Annotated in this window: 11 protein-coding genes and 1 tRNA gene; 2 read left to right on the top strand and 10 right to left on the bottom strand. The window is 57.8% G+C overall.

The features are described 5' to 3' along the window. Window positions 1-5 precede the first annotated feature (5 nt). The 3 genes from ACQRCA_RS02085 to bilR form a co-directional block, all read right to left on the bottom strand. Window positions 6-2,888 carry a proton-conducting transporter membrane subunit gene (locus tag ACQRCA_RS02085; protein ID WP_427718037.1) on the bottom strand — a complete coding sequence of 961 codons (2,883 nt, stop codon included), beginning with the start codon at window positions 2,886-2,888 and terminating at the stop codon, window positions 6-8. A 286-nt stretch (window positions 2,889-3,174) separates the two neighbouring features. Further along, on the bottom strand, window positions 3,175-3,570 hold the full coding sequence (locus ACQRCA_RS02080; protein WP_229770663.1) for a helix-turn-helix domain-containing protein: 396 nt from the start codon (window positions 3,568-3,570) through the stop codon (window positions 3,175-3,177). Between the two features lie 454 nt (window positions 3,571-4,024). Continuing rightward, on the bottom strand, window positions 4,025-6,055 hold the full coding sequence (gene bilR / locus ACQRCA_RS02075; protein ID WP_427718035.1) for a bilirubin reductase, long form: 2,031 nt from the start codon (window positions 6,053-6,055) through the stop codon (window positions 4,025-4,027). Window positions 6,056-6,884: 829 nt separating this feature from the next. Between bilR and ACQRCA_RS02070 the strand changes: the two genes are divergently transcribed. Next, window positions 6,885-8,552, top strand: coding sequence for an RNA-binding domain-containing protein (locus ACQRCA_RS02070; protein ID WP_427718032.1), 1,668 nt, complete (start codon window positions 6,885-6,887; stop codon window positions 8,550-8,552). A 240-nt stretch (window positions 8,553-8,792) separates the two neighbouring features. Here the strand turns inward: ACQRCA_RS02070 and ACQRCA_RS02065 are convergent, their stop codons facing one another. The 4 genes from ACQRCA_RS02065 to ACQRCA_RS02050 form a co-directional block, all read right to left on the bottom strand. Next, window positions 8,793-9,725, bottom strand: coding sequence for a DUF4268 domain-containing protein (locus tag ACQRCA_RS02065; protein WP_427718029.1), 933 nt, complete (start codon window positions 9,723-9,725; stop codon window positions 8,793-8,795). Between the two features lie 92 nt (window positions 9,726-9,817). Continuing rightward, a complete protein-coding gene (locus tag ACQRCA_RS02060) occupies window positions 9,818-10,693 on the bottom strand; it encodes a hypothetical protein (RefSeq protein ID WP_427718027.1) in 876 nt (291 codons plus the stop codon). After that, a complete protein-coding gene (locus ACQRCA_RS02055; protein WP_427718025.1) occupies window positions 10,686-13,472 on the bottom strand; it encodes a class I SAM-dependent DNA methyltransferase in 2,787 nt (928 codons plus the stop codon). Before ACQRCA_RS02055 ends, ACQRCA_RS02060 begins: the two co-directional genes overlap by 8 nt. 205 nt (window positions 13,473-13,677) lie before the next feature. Next, window positions 13,678-13,754: transfer RNA gene (locus ACQRCA_RS02050), tRNA-Met, on the bottom strand. A gap of 197 nt (window positions 13,755-13,951) precedes the next feature. Between ACQRCA_RS02050 and ACQRCA_RS02045 the strand changes: the two genes are divergently transcribed. Continuing rightward, entirely contained in the window at window positions 13,952-14,725 is a 774-nt protein-coding gene (locus ACQRCA_RS02045; RefSeq protein ID WP_427718022.1) for a type III pantothenate kinase, read from the top strand. Between the two features lie 71 nt (window positions 14,726-14,796). On the opposite strand, the gene ACQRCA_RS02040 is transcribed toward ACQRCA_RS02045, so the two are convergent. The 3 genes from ACQRCA_RS02040 to ACQRCA_RS02030 form a co-directional block, all read right to left on the bottom strand. Continuing rightward, window positions 14,797-15,027, bottom strand: a complete 231-nt coding sequence (locus ACQRCA_RS02040; protein WP_427718019.1) for a hypothetical protein — start codon at window positions 15,025-15,027, stop codon at window positions 14,797-14,799. 248 nt (window positions 15,028-15,275) lie between these two features. Next, entirely contained in the window at window positions 15,276-16,382 is a 1,107-nt protein-coding gene (locus ACQRCA_RS02035; RefSeq protein ID WP_427718017.1) for a serpin family protein, read from the bottom strand. Between the two features lie 159 nt (window positions 16,383-16,541). Then, on the bottom strand, window positions 16,542-17,738 hold the full coding sequence (locus ACQRCA_RS02030) for an ATP-binding protein (RefSeq protein WP_427718014.1): 1,197 nt from the start codon (window positions 17,736-17,738) through the stop codon (window positions 16,542-16,544). Between the last annotated feature and the right edge of the window lie 12 nt (window positions 17,739-17,750).

The raw sequence follows: 17,750 nt of genomic DNA, 5'->3' as shown, positions 1-17,750 counted from the left end.
GCCTCCTAAATAAACACGTCGACGAGGATGGGCATAAGGTTGAGCAGGCCAAACACCAGCGCCACACCCCAGCCGAGCTTAAAGCAGCTGCGCCAGGTGCTACGGGCGAAGGTGTTATCGATCAGTACCTCGACAAAATACGTCATGACCATAACGACCAGGGCGACCACCCAGCTCACCGGGTTGTCCCAAACAAAGAACATGCCCACCCACATCAAAAACAGCACGGTCTCGCACCAGTGCATAAGGGTCATCTTGGCCAGCGTGCCGCCGCTCATCTCGGTGGCGACGCCCTGGACGATCTCCTGATGCGCGTGATGCGAGTACGAAAGGTCAAACGGCGACTTGCGCAGTTTGATGGTAAGCACCGCGAGCAGCGCGAGGAAAATGGGCGCGCTGTACACGATGATGGGGGCCGACTGCCCCGTCACGGCGATGGAATCGAAGCTGTCGGTGGCAAGGTACAGGCCCACACTCATCAGCAAAACGGCGGGCTCGTAACTCATGACCTGCAGCAGCTCGCGGTCGGCTCCGACCTGGGCAAACGGGCTTTGCGTCGAGGCGGACGCCAGCACCACAAAGATCGCAGCGAGGGTAACCATAAAGGCGCATAACAGTGTGTTGGAACCCGACACAAAGATGCCACCGCCCACCACGGTAAAGATGAGCGCGCACGCCATGTAGGTATCGTCCACGGTGTTTACGCTGGCAGGGGCTTTGCGCAGGAGCTTGGCTACATCGTAGAACGGTTGCAGCAGACGTGGTCCCACGCGGCCCTGCATGCGGGCGGACAGCTTGCGGTCGATGCCGTCGATCAGGCCACCAACCAAAGGCGCCAGCAGGGCAAACGCCACGGTGCCTATAAAGATGCCTACGACACCCGAGCCTTCGAAATACTTGCCGCGCAGCACCGAGGGCTCGCCCATGGCGAGCGTATCGGGACCAATCCACGCGCAGCATAGCAGCGCGAACAGGATGATGCTACAGCACACGATGCTGCCCGCGGGGCCAATACGCTTCTCGCCAAGGGCGTCCTCCAGGTACCAATTGCACTTTTCGGCCTTCACCTCGTGTCCCATCGAGCCGCGGAAATGACGGTAATTGTCGGTTCCCACACCCGAAAGATATACGTTTACGTGCGGTTTGTTGCTCACGCGGAATGAAGTCAGCAGCACCACGGCGATAAAAGCCACGATAACCACCATTAGATACATGGCATCCTTGCCAATAACATACGGCACGCGGCCAAACACCATGGCCAAGTAAGGCGACACCAGACCGCTCGAGATAATCGGGAACGCTACACAGCACAGAATCAGCAGCGCAGCGATAGTGTTGAGCGCTATCCATTCGGTCTTATGGACATTGCCCTCCACGTTTTCGGCCGTAGAATCCACGCCCGAGAGCTTGGCGAGCCACTTGCCCCAGAAGAAGAACGTCGCGGCCGAGCCAAAGGCCAGCACCATGATCATGAGCACATTGCCGGTCTGCGCAAACGCCACCAGGGCGCCCCACTTAGACACGAGCATGCCAAACGGCGCCACGAACATGCCCATGATGCCCAGCATCATCAGGCGCGTCAGGTGCGGCATGCGACTGAACATGCCGTCCATGTCCTCGATATTGCGGCTGCCGATATGATGCTCGGCCGTGCCCACGCACAGGAACAGCAGCGACTTTGCCACCGTATGGAACAAGATCAAGAAGATGGCGGCCCACACGGCCTCGGGCGCGCCGACACCCAGGCAGGCACTGATGAGGCCCAGGTTGGAAATGGTGGAGTACGCGAGCACACGCTTGGCATTGCTCTGCGAGACGGCCATGAGGGCGGCGAGCAAAAACGTGATGGCGCCCACGCTCGTGACCATAAAGCCGGTCACGGGATAGGTGGCGTACAGCGGGCTCAGCTTGACCATCAAAAACACGCCGGCCTTGACCATGGTGGACGAGTGCAGCAGGGCGCTCGTGGGCGTGGGGGCGACCATGGCGCCGAGCAGCCAGGTGTGGAACGGCATCTGTGCGGCCTTGGTAAGCGCGGCGATCGACAGCAAGACGACCGGCAGCACCAGCAGCGCGGATTGCGCGGTTCCGGCGCCGGAAAGCTCGATCATGCCCGAGATGGTCAGCGGCACGCCGTTGACGTGCAGGAACATAAGGCCCGCCAAAAACGCGATGCCGCCCAGCATGTTGAGGATGATCTGGGTAAAGGCGTTTTTGATGGCCTCGGGCGTGCGCGTATAGCCAATCATAAGAAACGAGCACACGGTGGTGATTTCCCAGCCGCAGAACAGCCACTCCAGGTTGTCGCTCGTCACGATGACGAACATGGCCGAAAGGAACAGGAACATAAGCGCCAGGAACTGCGGGCGTCGGTCGGGCGCGGTCTGCCCACGCAGCGCGGCCTCGTGCTCATCGTGCGCCTGGAAGTCCTTCATGTAGCCCAGGGCATACACGCAGATCAGGCTGCCGACAATGCCAACGGCGAGCACCATGATCACGCTCATATAGTCCAGGTAGAGCGGCGTGGCGGTGACGACCTCGGCCGTGGGCAGCGTCATGGCAGCGAAGGCAACCGAACCCACCAGCTGCACCACGCCGAGCACACCGGTAAGCGCGTTCCTATATTTGAACGCGTTGTACAGGATGACGGCGCACAGAATTACGTCGATGACGGAGCTGATGATCGAGAGCACATGCGAGGTGCCGGGGGCAACCTCAAAGCCCTGCGGACCCGTGCCAAAAAATAAGACGGCAACTACAACGGTCACCGCCATAATAATGCCGGAGCCTACAAGCCCTACCGCATCGCGGGCTCGGTCACTGCGCGCGAGCAGCATGCCCATCGCCGGTACCAGCGGAAACAGGGTAAGGAAATACAGTAGCGTCATACCATCACTCCCCCATGCAAAAACGCTGCAATTATTTAACGTTATAGCTCAAATTGGGAGTTCAGGCGGCAGGTTTTCGGTCAACTGGGGAGTTTTAGGCGTATGGGGTAAGGACATGTCCGCTTTGGAGTAGAGAGGCAACGCTCCCCCTCTCGTAGCGGCGGGCGCACGGGCCACTGCGCGCGGTTTATTGACCACTTTGAAGGATGTCCCGATAGACTCGCGACGGTCCAAAAAGTTGGCGCGGCAAGAAAAATGCGCCCCTGCGGACGCACCATCCCGTTCGCTATTCCGCCTTTTTAACGCGCGGTTTACGACCCCGCGGCTTATCGACCAAGGCGGCCTCGCCACCGTCGCGATACTGTCGGCACCAAGCTTTAACCGAAGACTCGCTGGGGATCTTGTGCTTGACCATGACCTCACGCACCGTCAGACCATGTTCCAAGCGGTCCTTAACCACGGCAAGCTTAACGTCAAACGAATATGTGTGGTGATGAGAGCCCGCATTGAGAACGGCGTCGGCGCCGCCCACGGCATACGCACGGGCCCACTGACGGGCTGTGGCCTGGGGGATGCCAAGCTCTGCGGCGAGCGCGCGATGGCCGACCCCTTCTTGGAGGATCTCGACAGCGCGCTGCCTAATCTCGGGCGCATGCGTGCGAGTCCTTGTTGTTTCTGACATACCTGCCACTTCTACTTCTTAGCCTTAAACGTTAAATTGCTTTCTTACGTGCAAGTTAGATAGTAGCATTTTACTGTTTGCTCAAAGCAGTTAATTAAAATAGACGCGGCGCTATCTGGGAATTTGACACCAATTTACGACATTTCTTTATTGATTATTTACGCTGGTAACTAGCTCGCAGCTAATCGTCATTCGCTTGCCAGCAAAATTGGCATCTCTTTATGTCCTTTGGAATAGAGGATATAGTTATTAACCCCTCCTCCAATAATTTTGAGCAGTCTGCAAGGCAGTAGACGCCTCACTCCCCATGATTAGCGCGCATTGCCGTCCACCGGGGCAAAACAAAAAGGGCGGGACCTGCTGCGCTTGCAGGCCCCGCCCCGATTGACACCCGATGGGACGCGGCCGGGCGAGACAGATCCGTGCTACCGCCCCGCCTGGCCGCGATGTTCAACTACAGCTCGTTGGCCGCGTGATATGCCGTGCGAATGGCGTTCGCAATATCGGCGGTGCGCTCGCCCGAGCAGTCGCCCACACAGGTCACGGGCACCGTAACGCCATCCAAGTCAAACGCGTTGGCCTTGGAACCGACGGCCATCACCACGTAATCGCAGGCGATCTTCACCGGCTCCTCGGCGCCGTCATCGGCAGTGCGAATGGCCTCCACACCCTCATCGGTAATGGCGATCAGACGGGTCTTCACGTGCTGCTCCACGTTGTGCTCTGCAAAGTCGCTCATAATCAGCGGCATAATGGTCTCGGACTCGCCTGCGGCAATCTTGTCGAGCATCTCCACGATCGCCACTTTGCAGCCGTGCTGCAGCAGGTACTCGGCAGTCTCGGTGCCCACCAGGCCACCGCCAATGACGGCGACGCGGCCCGTAAGCTCCACTTTGCCGGCCAGCACGTCCCAGCTCGAGACGACCTTCTTAGAATCGGCACCCGGAACGGGGATGACCACGTCGTGCGCGCCCACAGCCACAATCGCGGCGTCGGCGGCGTTGAGGTCCTCAGTGGTAGCGGCATGGTTGAGCTCAACCTTCACGCCCAGGCCGGGCAGAATCTTCTCGTAATACTCGACCGAGCGCATGATTTCGTCCTTGCGCGGAGGTGCGGCCGCCAGCACAATCTGGCCGCCCAGATGATCGCTCGCCTCGTAGACGGTCACGTCGTAGCCGCGCTTGGCCGCCACGCGCGCGGCCTCCAGACCGGCAATACCGCCGCCCACAACGGCGATCTTCTTGTCGCCCTCGCCCGGCTTAATGGCGATGGTAGCCTCGTCGCCGTTCTCGGCATTGAGCACACACGAGATGTACCTGCGGTTTTGAATCGCATCGACGCAGCCCTTGTTGCAGTTGAGGCACTCGCGGATGGGTTCGCCCGTGGCGGCCTTCAGCGCAATGTCGGGGTCGCACATGAGCGAGCGGCCATAGGCGATGATATCGGCTGCGCCGTCTTCCAGGATCTTCTCGCCAGCCTCGACCGAAACAACACGGCCCACAGTTGCCACCGGCACGGAGACCAGGGCCTTGACGCGCTCGGCCACGGGCAGCGTCCAGTTGTAGGGCATGGCGCCCATGGACGGAATGGTGTCGCCCATATTGCCGGTGTGGTTGGCTTGTGCAACCTGGATCATATCGATGCCCGCGCCCTCGAGCAGCTTGGCGAACTCGCAGGCCTCGTCGGGCTGCAGGCCGCCCTTGCCACGCGGCGTGCCGTCGGGGTTCTCCATAATCACGGGGAGCTTATACTCCACCATCAGCTGCGGCGCGGCTTCCTTGATGGCAGCGACGACCTCCAGCGCGTAGCGAACGCGGTTCTCAAACGAGCCACCGTACTCGTCGGTGCGCTTGTTGAGGATCGCGGAGCACAGCGAACCCACCAGGCGGTCGCCGTGGACCTCGATGGCGTCGATGCCGGCCTGCTGCGCGCGAGCGGCCGAGGCAGCGATGGCCTCCTTGATCTGGGCGAGCTGCTCTACGCTCGCCTCGTTCACAAAGTGCTGCATGTCGTGGTGCAGTTTGGCGTATGCCTGCTTGCGGATCTCGTTGGACTCGGCCATCTTGGCGGCAAAGGTCTCCTCGTCGCCGGCGGCCTTGGCCTCCTGCGCGGCTTTGGCCGCAGCCATGGAGCCCATGACCATGCGGCCGACACCGGGCACGTCGTACTCGGGGTGGAACAGCTGCAGCGCGACCTTGGCACCGTGCTTGTGGACGGCGTCGGCCAGCGCCTTAAACGTGGGGATCTGGGCGTCGGTCGCCAGCTTGGGCGTGGGGCTTGCGGTCATGACGGGAGCGACGTCGCCGATGACGATGTAGCCCACGCCGCCACGGGCCAGACGCTCGTAAAAAGCCAGGCTGCGCTCGCCGATGGAACCGTCGCGCTCCTCATAGCCGGTGGTCAGCGGCGGGAACATAATGCGGTTCTTGAGCTCAAGGGGGCCAACCGTAATGGGCTGGAGCAGCTTGGACGTAGGTGCGGTCATGGACATTCCTCTCTTGTAGACGCGGCGGCGATGGTGCCGCGTAGTTGTTTAGAGGATATGGCATGGGGGTACAGCGGCACAACGAAAATCGGCGGATAGCAGGCAGCGGCAGGCGGATGGGGCGGGGCGGCCCGTCGATTTGTCTCAATCTGTAACAGCTACCCAGCAAAACCGGGTCTTACTGTTACAGATCGAGATATTCCTCTCGACCCATCCTCAACAATCTAAATCTGTAACATCTAGACCGACTTTTGACCCCTACCTGTTACAGATCAAGACAATAGAAACCATCCCAACAAAACGTCTCGATCTGTAACATCTATCGACCAAAACCGGCCCTAGGCGTTACAGATCGAGACAAACCAAACCGGGCTTCCGAATAATCTTGATCTGTAACAATTAGACGACAAAAATCGCTCCTCGTGTTACAGATTTAGACAAACGGAGGCTGGCGTGCTGGTTTGTCTCGATTTGTAACGGCCAGACGTCCAAATCGGGTCCATCTGTTACAGATCAAGATATTGTTTGAGAAGCTGCGGACCGTACCGAAAACACGATCCCGGAATAACAAAAAAGCTCGTCGGCTAGGCCGACGAGCTGCAAGTTCTTGGTCGCGGGGGCAGGATTTGAACCTACGACCTCCGGGTTACGGATATGGCGGGCCGTCAAACAGCGATTGGACTAAAGCCGGGCCTTCCACAGTGTTTAGTCCTATAAACAGTCCAACATCTTTATTTCTAGTCGTTAGATTGGACTAAAATGACTTTGATTTCGGTATTTAGTCGTATCTTACGACTAAATACCAGCCACGAGACCGTTAGGAGCGATCTTGTACTACAGCGATCACGACGTCCTTGAACTCATCGCCCGTATCGAGAAGCCCTACGAGAGCGAGGTTATCGAGCTCAAGGAAGCGAAAAACGACTTCAGTTTCAAGAACCTCGGGAAGTACTTCTCCGCCCTGAGTAACGAAGCGGTCCTGCGCGGGAAACAAGACGCCTGGCTCATCTTCGGTATGGACAACGACAAGGTCGCATGCGGAACCGCTTACCGAGAAGGAAATCCGGCCAACCTTAGATCCCTTAAAAAGGAGATTGCGGACCGCGCGAACAACCACCTCACCCTGAGAGAGATCCATGAACTCAGGATTGACGGCAAACGCGTCCTCGCGTTTCAAATCCCCGCCGCAACGCCGGGCATGCCAACGGCGTTCAACAATGCGGCATGGGCGCGCGAGGGCGAATCACTCGGGCCACTCCCCATCGATAAGTACGAGCAGATACGCCAAATGCGGAGGCCGGACTGGAGTGCCCTCGAAATCGAAGAAGCAACCTTCGAGGACCTCGACCCCGAAGCCGTGAAGAAAGCGGTGGGGCTCTTTCTCTCCAAGCACCGACGGCATTCCGGGGCGTTCGCGGACATGGATGACCGCACGATTCTCGACATGGCAAACCTAACCAGAAACGGCAAGATCACCCCGACGACACTCATCCTGCTCGGAAGGCCGGAATCCACCCGCTTGCTCGATGGGATGAGCCCGCGCATCACCTGGACTCTCTATGCCTCCAATGGATCGGTAACCTCTTACGAGCACTTCAAACCACCCTTCCTTCTCGCGATTGACCAGGTACTCGGGAAAATCCGCAACGAGAAGTACCGGTTCAACGCAAATGGCGCGAGTCTGTTTCCCTTTGAGGCTGACCAGTACGAACCCGAGATCATCAGAGAGCTCCTGAACAACTGTATCGCCCATCAAGACTATTCCATGCAGGGGCGAATCAACGTCGAGGAATTCGAGGATCACCTCGTTTTCCTAAACGAAGGGTCCTTCATTCCGGAGACAATCGAAAATGCGATGCGGCCGGGTTTTAAGCCAAGCTACTACCGCAACCCCTTCCTTTCCGAGGCGATGGTGCAGATGGACATGATCGACACCATCGCCATGGGAATCCCCAAAGTATTCCAGATGCAGAGAAAGCGATACTTCCCCCTACCCACCTACGACCTTTCGGATCCAACCCGCGTGCGCGTAAGTGTCTACGGTAAGACCATCAATGAGAGCTACAGCAGGCTACTCTATGCTAAGCCGGACCTTCCGATGGACGTCGTCTACCTTTTGGACAAGGTTCAAAAAGGCGAGGAAATCACGAACGAGGAGGCCTCAGAGCTGCATCGACTCAAGCTTATCGAAGGCAGGTACCCCCATATCTCCATCACGAACGCCCTTGCCTCGAAGACGGGACAGGAGGTGTCTTACACGCGCAGCAAAGGCCTCAATGAAGAGGCCTGCAAGGCGCTTGTCATTCAGATGCTCTCAGAAACGGGGCCCGCACCACGTGCGAAAATCACCGCCCTCATCAACGATCTTCTCCCCTCGGGCCTTACCGACGCGCAAAAGGCCAAGAAGGTATCGAACCTTCTAGCGAAAATGAAGAAGGTGGACAAGACCATCGATAGCGACGGAACGGGAAAGACCGCAAGATGGCATGCCCTGTAACATCGTGATAGATCTTACCGTCAGATGCACGGCCCCCAACAGACCGACCGCGATGCGTCCGGGCACCTTACCGGGCGCATCGTCTAGCATCGGAATCCTTGCTCGCGATATCTATCCCCACCAGAATCTGGATACCGCAAGCGTTGTTTTCGATGACATCCCCGCATTTTGTAGTCAGAAAACAGTCGGCTTATAGGACAAAAAGTGTGTCCAATAAGCCCAGTAATTGCCGAAGCGCTTTTAAAGTCCGATCTCCGCGATTATTTTTTTCATCTCGAGGGCCCATCCGAGCTGTTCCTCGATGTACCCCGGCCATGCGTCCTGGTGGCCCTTGATGGGGTGGCCCGCCTTGTAGAAGCGCAGTCCCGAGGCCTTTTTCGCATCGAAGGGTGCCGCCGTCAGCCCGAGGCGCTCCTCGAAGATTCCGCTGTTGGCGATGGCGCGGTGCCCGATCTCCTTGTCGTCGTCCACGTACAGCTCGATACCCGTGCGGCCCTTGTGCGTATCGATGAGCAGGGCGAGATGGTATGCCGAGACCCCCAGGCGAAGCGTCGACCAATGGTCCTTGCTGGGCTTCTGCGGGCTGAACTCCTTGAGGAACTCCGGATGGCCGCCCGCCACCTCGCGGTAGGCCGTCCAGTACGCCAGCTTGACCTTTTCGGTTTCGCTGAGCCCTTCGGAGAGCTTCACGGCCTTGGTCCACTCGTTCGGCTGCTCGACCACGCCGAAGCGCGGGGCGGGCAGGGAGTCCCCGATCTTCCAGAGCTCGACCTCGACCAGGAAGAACCCGAAGTCGCTGTCGGTGTGCTGGTTGAGCCACTCGATGGCCTGGCGGTGCTCGTCGCGGGCGCGCGCCACGACCCAGATGACGACCTCTGCGCCCTTGCCGGCGGCGTACGTGATCACCTTGCCGAGGTGGTCGTGGTTGGTGTCCTCGAGCTGGTTCTCGATGATCACCTTGCGGCCCGTACCGGACTCCTGTGCGTAGATGTCCACGTTGAACGATCCGACCGAGGACTCAGTCTCTATGAGCTCGAGCTCGATTCCGACCGCCATCCCGAGGGTTGCGAGGTTCTGCTCCTCGGCCAGCCACTTGGTGAAGTCGTGGGCCTCATGCGGCCACACCTCGCGCAGGGGAACCTTCTGGATGGTGTCCAGGTTATAAGTCTTCATCCGTCACCCTCTCGCCCGATGCGTGCCTTTCGCAGTCTTCAAGTTAATTGCCATATCTGGCTCCTCTTTCTGTTCTAGTTTACCGAATCGGCTTATAGCCCAACGGGGCCCGACCGTTCCGCAGTTGCGGGGCCTGCCGCCCGTGGCAACAACCTGAGCTCCCCTGCAAGTCTCCTGGACCCGCCTTTGAGGCTAACGAACGTGAGGCCGCCCGAGATGAAGCCGCCGACGACCGGAACGACTTTGCTCACCGCGTCGCCGAAACTGCTTTTGGTGATCTTGACGCCGATTCCGGCAAGAACCTTTTTGATGATCGGGTAGTAGCTCGTCTGCGTAAGCGCCTTGCTGGCGACCTTCTTGGCGATATTCGACTGAACCGTTTTGGAAAACGCCGTCAACGCGGAGTTGGCCCCGCTCACTCCGACCATCACAGCCAGGAGAAGGGCAAAAGCCGCCAAGGTCTCATCGTCCATCTCGTCGCAATCGTCGATGAAGGACCGCCAGCCGTAAAGATACGCCAGTTTCTGCATGATTCGAAAGGCGTGGACATAGTACTGCGTCACGTCCGCCGGGATCGTTCCGAGCATCGCGAGTCCTCCGGGCAATCCCGCGGAAAACGAAAGGACGCTCGATTTCTTCGTCTCGAAATCAATGACGTCCATGGCGATGGAGTCGACAAGGCCGGAATCCATCCCGGCGGCTGCCGGGCTCGTTGAAATAGCGAGCTCCACTCGCTCGTCCGAGACGCCTCGTTTCCGGAGCTCAGAACGGAGGAAATGGTCGCGCTCGATCGCCACGCCCTTCAGTCTCATCACCTTCTGGAGGAAGGCGACGGCATATCTCTGGGCTTCTTCCTCCTCCCGATCAGCCTCGGCCTTTAGGCCCCCAATACCTTCTTTCACAGAATCGGACTCGGATAGCTCCGCCCCCTCTTTTGGCTTTACGGCACTCCCCTTCACGCTACTCACCGACCTTTTCGGCATAGAGATTAAATAGATGGGAGACGATCTTGTTCTCGTCTCCATTGAAATCGACACCGTAGGCCGATTCGATTGCCTCGTCGAGCTTGCCGTGGGCTTCGAACAGCTCTGGATACAGGAACTCGTCCGCCGGTTTATAGAGGTCGGCCAGGGACGCGCCGTGATACAGCCCCCTTGCAGAAAGCACCGCCTGACCGGCATCGATGATGGCCCGCCGTCCCTCATCGGTTAATTTCGGCAGGGGGAAATTGTTCCACACGATGGTGTTCGAGAAACGGCAGTCGCTCTTGAGCTCGCCTCCGACCGCCTTCTGCCACGCCATGAAGACCCCTGATGAGATGATTCCGAACAGGAGACCATCGGGGTCGTCGGCGAAGAAACAGGCGTCCGTAGCGATTTCCCCGGATTCACACCGTTTGACCGTGAAGTACTTTCGCCCACCGGAAAAATGACGCGGGACGCAGAGGAACGGCCCGTCGGCCTTCCTCACCTCAGCATAGCGCCAGGGCTCATCAGCAAGCCGCCTCGTCGATGCTTTCTTCGAAGCCAAACGGAAATCTCGGACTCCCTGGACCCTCTCCCTCAAGATCGGGGATTTCGCGATATCCGATCTAGGCGCGTCCGCAAGCCACAAAGACCATCTTTCCTTGTTGTTAATCAACTCCTGGGCTCCCACACACGGGACTACATATTTTGCGGCGACGCTGTCGGAAATAACGTCCTCGTATTCTTCTCTTGTCTTAATCTGGAAGTATCCCCCATCCGCCGGTTTACCTCCGATGACCATAGGAGATACATCCTCAAACAGTGGTCTCATTTTCTTCTCAACAAAGACGTTCGGAGCGTCAAGCAAGTAACCGTTCAAATTGTTCGGATGCTCAATCGTCCTTTTGCCCCGATGATACGAGAAGGCAACAGGCTCCACGGGACCCTGGGAGAATCCAACGATGACTACGTGCACATGGGCCTCGTCGTCAGCCGCCGAATCCCATACGAAAGAACGGTGTGCGAAACTGACCCTCCATCCCGCGTCGAATAGGGGCCTGAAAAGGGATGGAACCGGCTGGCCCTGGCAAATCGAGTTCGTCGAGACAAACGAAAACTCCGCGTCAGTATTAACCAAATAATCGGCCGCTTTCCTATACCAGCATGTCGCATAGTCGAGATAGCCGTCGTAGCCCCGGCCCCAAACATACTTGAGGTCGTCCACCTGCTCATCGGTCCTTTGGGACTGCCCGATAAACGGCGGATTGCCGAGAACGTAGTTGACCTCATCACTTGGGACCACGTCGTTCCAGTCGATGCGAAGCGCGTTTGCGTTGACGATGCCCTCGTAGTCCGTGAGCGGCAGTTCCTGATAGACGCGCTGCGTCACCTTTGCCGTATCGGCATCCGCCTGCTTCTCGGCAATCCAGAGCGCAGTGCGGGCAACGCAGCAGGCGAAATCCTCAAGCTCGATGCCATGGAAATTCTTCAGACTGACAAGGACGTCGGCGGCCTCGACCTCCTCAAAGCGGAAAGACGTTTGTTCTCCTTGGAGTTCAAAAAGAATACGGTTTTCTAACTGTCGCAGGCAGAGATAGCTCTCCGTAAGGAAATTACCCGAACCTGCCGCCGGATCGAGGATAGAGATGCTACCGATCTTCTCATGGAGCTCCTTGAGAGCACGGGTCCTCGCGCCGCCCGCGACGGGCTTTGCACAGGCCTCATCAAACTCCACCTTGAGATCGTCGAGAAAAAGCGGGTCAATCACTTTATGGATGTTCTCGGGGCTCGTGAAGTGTTGGCCGTTCGCACGCCGATGGTCATGCGACAGCGCCCCCTCAAAGATGGAACCGAAGACCGTGGGGCTCACGCCAGTCCAATCGAATTCCTGACAGCCCTCGACAATGAGCGTATGTCGGAAACTCTCGGACAATGGCGGGATTTCCGTCCTCTCACGAAAGAGGCCGCCATTCATATAGGGTAGCTTCTTCAACCAGTCCTCGGCGTACTTGTCACGATCTTCATCTTTGGTATCGAGCCAGACGAACAGGTCCTTGAGGCCTCGCCTGAGATCACCCGCCTGGAAGTGTGCGACGTAGTCTCGGAAGGCATTTGGCTCCATGAGACCAGCGTCCTCGCAGAACATAAGGAACATGAGGCGCGTCATGAGCACGGAGAGCGCATGGTGGTTCTCGGGCGCGTCGGGGTCGTCGAACGCCTCGGCAACCTGGTCATGAAGTTTCGACATGATCTTGCCGGCCTCTACGGAGACGGCACGGGAGATCGTGGCCGGGGCCTCCGCCCCGCCCTTGAGGAACTGAATGGCCGCGAGATTCTTGGGGAGCTCGGCGAGTGGCAACTTGAAAAGAGGCTCCCGGCATAGCGAGTCCCGTTCGCGGTCGAAGACCCAAAACTCGGCAAAATTGCAAGCGATAATGTAGCGCGGCTGTTGGGAGAGGGGCATGCCCTGAGCATAGGCGTTACCCTGCTTCGCTGGTGTCACCTTGCGTCCCTGGTGCGTCTCCTCCTTGGCGAGATCGATTCCAAGCGACTTCTGCTCGACGAGGGTTTTTGCCGACGGGATGAAGACGTCGATGTACCCTTCATGTGTGCTCGCATCGGTGGAAACGGGCTTTTCGAACTCAAGCCGTGACACCGCGTCCTCTACGCCGAGGACGTTCTGGTAAAAGTCAATCCAGAACCGCTGGGTGTCCTGGTTCTCATTTCCCTTTTTCGCCCACCTGCTTGCAAAAGCTTCTGCATCGGCTTTCTTTCCTGGCATACGGACCCTCACTTGATAGCCTTTTCCACTGAGAAAGATTCTACGGGTTCTTCACTTCTATTTAGCTGGTTTTAGTTTTATTGGCATCCGTTTTGCCTTGGCGGTCGTTGCAATCTGCTCATATTCCGCTCAGGAGTCCTCGCTGCATTGTCAAGATAAAAGAAAACAGCCCAGAGGAACAAGGCCTCTGAGCTGCTAAAAGTCTTGGTCGCGGGGGCAGGATTTGAACCTACGACCTCCGGGTTATGAGCCCGGCGAGCTACCAGACTGCTCCACCCCGCAATGTCTGGGCGCCTCATATGCGCAAGAAAGAATATTACTCGGGAGTTCGGTGGACGGCAAGAAAAATCTCGTAGAGCATAATTCCTTCATATTTAAAACCTCTCAGCCCATATCACCGTAAACGAATCGCAGCCGAGCGCCGTCGACAGCACGTATACAATGGTGCGCGTCCTTTTATGCCGAAACCGGGAGTAGACATGCTGCTCGCTATCGATATGGGAAACACGCAGACGGCCATGGGCCTGTTTGACGGAGACGAGCTGGTGCAGTCGTGGCGCATGCCCACCGACCGCTCCTATACCGCAGATGAGATCCATGTGCGCCTGATGGGTTTTTTTAAGATGTACGGCCTTTCGCTCGACGCGGTCGACGCTATCGCCTTTGCGGGCGTGGTGCCGCAGCTCTCGCGCGAATGGCATGCCGTGGCCGACCGCATTGCCGCAGACGCCATCGTCATTGGGCCGCAGACGGCCGCCGTGACCAAGCTGCGCGCGGCGCGTCCCCAGGCCGTAGGTGCCGATCGCGTCGCCAACGCCGTTGCGGCCGAGACCTTCTACGGCGCACCGGCGATCGTGGTGGACTTTGGCACCGCAACCAATATCGACGTCATCGATGAGGACGGTTATTACATTGGCGGAGCGATCGCGCCGGGCATCCGCATCTCCATGGATGCACTTGCCGCCCGCGCCGCCAAGCTCGCCAGCGTGCCGCTCGAGGCGCCCGAGCACGCCATCGGCCGCGATACCGAGGAGTGCATCAAGGTCGGCGCCGTGGTGGGCACCGCCGCTATGGCCGAAGGCCTGGTCGCGCGCATGAAGCGCGAGCTGGGCCGCGAGGATGCCACCGTTATCGCCACGGGAGGCCTCGCCGGCATCGTCGCCGATTCGACCGATGCCTTCGACGTGGTCGATGGACAGCTCACCATTAAGGGTATCTGCGAAATCTACCGCCGCATGCAGGAGCTGGGGTAAGACAGGGACCGGAGCCAAGCGTGAGCATTGTCTTATCCCCTCGGTTTCTCTGACGCGCGGACTAGGTAACTCTAGTTCTCCAACCCCTCCGTGAGCCAGATCAAGGGACTACGTTTCATCAAAACAGAAAGGTAGCGGGCCAGATCAACGTACTCTTTGCAGACAATACCGACCGTGAAAAGGTCCCCGCGGAGCTTGACGAACTCTTTAACAATCCCGTCCATGCGCTCCTGGCTCACGGGAGTGTGAAAGCTAACGGGAAACCTCGTCCCTTTGACCGACTTTACATAGTCCTTGACCATAAACTCCGTGAACATGCGGTTGATTACCCCCGCACCAGTCCGATGGCCTAGAAAAGCAGAGCGCAAGCTCTCCACGCTCCTCGAACAGTTCCAGATCGAAAAGCCCCACGTCAAGACGCCCCTCAGCACACGCAGACTCATATTCGATGCGCATCGACCCATCTGGAGCTATCTTTTCAAAATAGTCAGCTGGAAAGAGTACGTTGGCAACCCTTGGCATAGCAGCCCCCCCTTCGCAAACCTCAACCTCACCTTTCTTGCACGTCCACCGACGGCAGCGCGACGCTTGCCACAAAGAGCGGTACGCCGGTGCGAGACACGAGCGCTGCATAGAAAGGCCTGTCAAGCGTTATCTTGCGCGGCTCTGGCGGGTTCTCCGGCGGAAGGCCCGCGACAGCGACCATCACCGTGTACGCGCCGGCCTCTAGCCCGTTCTCATCGACAGCGAACTTCGCGCCATGGACAATCTGCGTTGGAGTCCCCTCTACCCCCACCATAGGTGTAAGCTCCATCGCAGTTGCCGTAGAGACGCCGGCGGCCTTTAGCAGCGAGCAGACGTCCGAGAGCGTCGACTCGCATTCAAAGCGAGGAATCCCCAGGTCGACGGGCTCCCATTCTCCCTCGCCTTGGGACAGACGCTCGAATAGCCCAAGCGCGTCATCAATATGATCATCCTCGCCGCTCGGAAGAACAAAACACACGCCGGCATCGGAGCTGAGCGGCAACAAGAAGGCAACCCTGCCGTTCTCGACGATCACCGCACAATCGCGCTTGCCACGCATAAACGCTGCTTGAACATCGCCGTTCTTTGCATGGAAGGTCTCAACTTTGGTCGATTCGCCGTCAAACGGATCCGCCCATGCATCCTTCATGTAAAGCGCGCTCACAAGACAGGCAAGAGCCACTGGTGATAACTCGATGCTTGGCGACAGTAGGCCGTGAGTTTGTTCGGCTATCCAATCGGTCACCCGTTGGCTAACGCGCGGATCGGCCAAGTCATCGATTGACACATGCACGCTGCATTTGTCGCACTCGTGCAGAAACGCCTCCGATGGGCTCGCGGACCTGGAAAGCCAAGCCGCCGTTGCCGAGTTCGCATCATAACCGTCATAGCCCCAGTTCCGCTCCAGCTCGATGCCGAAGGGATCACGCTCGCTAAACATGTCGCCATCGCCCAGGAGCATGTCGAGCTCCCGACATGTGGCGCCCGAGGCACCCTTTCGTACAATCGTCAACAAGCTCGCGACGCACGCAGGCGACCAAACCCCGTTCTTGCCTTGAGCGAGTATTTTCTCGGATAGGGATTTTGCAACCCTCCATGCCTGTGGACACGCCGAATTTGCTTTGTCAGCCATAGTCTGCTCCCATCGTTAGGACATAAACTATTATTTCGCACGGCGCGGACACAAATCTCGCACCGGGAAGGCAGCCCAATGGCTTTCTAAGAGGCTCAAAGCCTTCCTATTCCTCAAAAACGAAAATTTTTCAGTTTTGAGGAACAGGCTCGATGCACGCTACGCCTCGCCGCACAGCCACCTCGCCAGGTCCACGATCTGCACCCCATTGCGGTCCGTGGCCTCGTGATGCGTGCGGGCGAGAATCATCTTGGGGTACGCGTCGCCAATGCTCAGCAGTGGTGAAATCTCGCGTTCAAATGTCTTATCCGAGCTGATGTCGTCGCTCACCTGAATGTAGAGCTTCTCGCTTCGCTTGATTGCTATAAAGTCAATTTCCTTTTTATAGAGTACGCCGACGTATACCTCATATCCGCGGCGCAGCAGCTCGATGGCCACCATGTTCTCGTACACGCGACCCCAGTCCATATTGCGTGTACCGAGCAGCGCGTATTTGAACGCGTGGTCTGCCAGGTAATACTTCTCGCCGCTCTTAAGGTATTTCTTGCCGCGAATGTCATATCGACGAACTTTATAGAAGGCAAACGCATCGCACAGGTACCCCATGTACGCACCGACCGTCTTGTTCGTAATCTTTAGCCCATCCGCATTTAATGCATCGGTAATGTTGCGTGCCGACGTAATGTTGGAAACGTTGTCCATCATGTAATCGGCAATGCGCAGCAGCGCCGATTCGTTTCTCACGTTATGCCGCCGCACGATATCTCTCACAATGAGCGTCTTAAAGACGTTGGAGAGATATTGATAGCGCTGCTCCTGCAGTGGATAAGGGTAAGAGCCAGACATACCGCCGGTTCTCGCATACTCATCGAAGCCACGGTCGACCTCGCCCTCGTCGCCATAGAGACGATACTCCTCAAACGAGAATGGGAAAACCTCGATCTCGAACGTGCGCCCCGTAAAGAGCGTCGACAGATCGCTCGACAGCAAAAAGGCATTCGATCCGGTAATGAAGATGTCATAATGCTCGGATGCGTGAAGGCTGTTGATCGCACGCTCAAAACCGTCGCACATCTGAACCTCATCGATAAGCAGAACGTTTTGTTTGCCGGGCACTCTATGATCTTTTACATAAGCGAGCAACGCGTGATACTCGAGCAGGTTCTCGAACTCATCGAGGTTGTAGTTGATACGGATGACATTCGAATTAGGCAGATTTGCCTCCACGTAATCGCGGAGGGCCTCGAGCAATTTTGATTTACCGCTGCGGCGGATGCCCGTGATGACCTTGATATCCGGCACGCCAATAAGGCTCGTCAACGTGTCCATATATGACGCTCTATTGATGAGTTTCATCGGGGCCTCCTC

The organism is Collinsella sp. SGI.095 (assembly GCF_050314535.1).
Taxonomy (GTDB): Bacteria; Actinomycetota; Coriobacteriia; order Coriobacteriales; family Coriobacteriaceae; genus Collinsella.
This window is presented reverse-complemented; position numbering and strand designations above follow the sequence as displayed.